The following is a 1,583-nucleotide window of genomic DNA, read 5'->3' as shown; positions in this document are numbered from 1 at the left end:
GTAAGACCGTATGTCCGCCTCTGCCGGTGAGGTGGTTCGCCCTACACTGCGCGTCCGAGGGTTGCTCGGACGGTCCGAGCCGATCCTCACCACAGGAGGACGAGCCATGTCGGATCGTAGAGAAGCATTTGTCGGAATCGATGTCGCCAAGTTGAAGAACGCCGTCGCTATTGCGGAAGCCGGCCGGAAGGGAGAAGTTCGCTTTTTCGGCGAAGTCGACTCCTCGGATCAAAGCATGCGCCGCATTATCCAGCGGATCGTCGGCAGGTTCGATCGAGTCCATTTCTGCTACGAGGCAGGGCCGACCGGCTATGGTCTCTATCGGCTGATCCGTTCCCTGGGCTATGAATGCACCGTTGTGGCGCCATCGCTGATCCCGCGGAAGCCCGGTGATCGGGTGAAGACTAATCATCGAGACGCTATCTCTCTCGCCCGGCTATTGCGCGCCGGCGAGCTGACTGCCGTATGGGTCCCCGACGAAGGTCACGAGGCAATACGGGATCTCGTTCGCGCTCGGGCAGCAGCAGTTGAGACGTTGCGCGTCCACCGCCAGCAAGTGAGCGCATTCATGCTGAAGCACGGTCGGCTCTATCCCCGCAAGACGAGCTGGACGATGCGCTACCTTCGCTGGCTGCAAGAGCAGCGTTTCGATCATCCCGCACATCAGATCGCGCTCCAGGAGATGGTCGAAGCAGTGCGCGTATCGAAGGAACGGGTCGAGCGCCTGGAGCGCACGATCGAGGAGTTCGTTCCGGCCTGGTCTCTAGCGCCGCTCGTTCGTGCGTTGCAGGCATTGCGTGGAGTGAATCTGATCATCGCTGTAACATTCGTCACGGAAGTTGGTGACGTGAGCCGGTTCGAGAGCCCGCGTCAGCTCATGGGCTATCTCGGGCTCGTGCCAAGCGAGCGGTCTACCGGAGATTCGATCAGGCGCGGCGGCATCACGAAGGCGGGAAACGGCCGCGTCCGTCACATGCTAGTCGAGAGTGCCTGGACCTATCGGCATCCACCGAAGATCGGAAAGATGAAGCTATACCAATTGGAGCAGGCACCACCCCGCGTGCGCGAGATAGCATGGAAGGCCCAGGTCCGATTGACGAGCCGCTACCGAAAGTTGGCCGCGCGCGGCAAACGGACGACAGTGATCTGCACCGCGATTGCTCGTGAGCTGGCCGGCTTCATGTGGGCTGTCGCGGCGGAGGCGCGCGCGGCCTAATTCGTCGCCATAGCGGCGGCAACAACCTCGCTCATGGGCGGAGGCGGAACCACGGCAGGGGGAATGTCCGTCAGACGGTTTGTGGCCGGCGAAGACCGACGCCCGAAGTAAGATCGGAACAGCCCCAGACGCATAATCGGTAATGCGGTAGCCAACCCGCGCATCAGAGCTTGATCACCGACGTCCTTCAGTTCCGCCTCCACCCATGCGCGACTATCATAATGAACAGCCGATCTCACGATCGGACGAACTTCTATGGTCCAAGCCCTTGACTGCGGACATCAGACCGCTGTTCTCAGGCCACGGCCTTGAGTGGCGCTGGGGCATAGGCCCATGGCAGCAGGTCGTCGATCTGGTTCTGCGGGTG

Annotated in this window: 1 protein-coding gene; it reads left to right on the top strand. The window is 61.4% G+C overall.

The features are described from left to right. Positions 1-106 precede the first annotated feature (106 nt). Complete coding sequence (locus tag ABGN05_RS29980) at positions 107-1,216, top strand: IS110 family RNA-guided transposase (RefSeq protein WP_367957698.1); 1,110 nt, start codon at positions 107-109, stop codon at positions 1,214-1,216. Positions 1,217-1,583: the final 367 nt, after the last annotated feature.

It is taken from the genome of Aquibium pacificum (assembly GCF_040839445.1).
GTDB classification, from domain to species: domain Bacteria; phylum Pseudomonadota; class Alphaproteobacteria; order Rhizobiales; family Rhizobiaceae; genus Aquibium; species Aquibium pacificus.
Note: the sequence above shows the minus strand (reverse complement) of the source record. Positions and strands in the feature narration are given on the sequence as shown.

Excerpts from the sequence above, each read along its gene's own strand:
- ABGN05_RS29980 (WP_367957698.1), top strand. The coding sequence starts at position 107 with ATGTCGGATCGTAGAGAAGCATTTGTCGGAATCGATGTCGCCAAGTTG.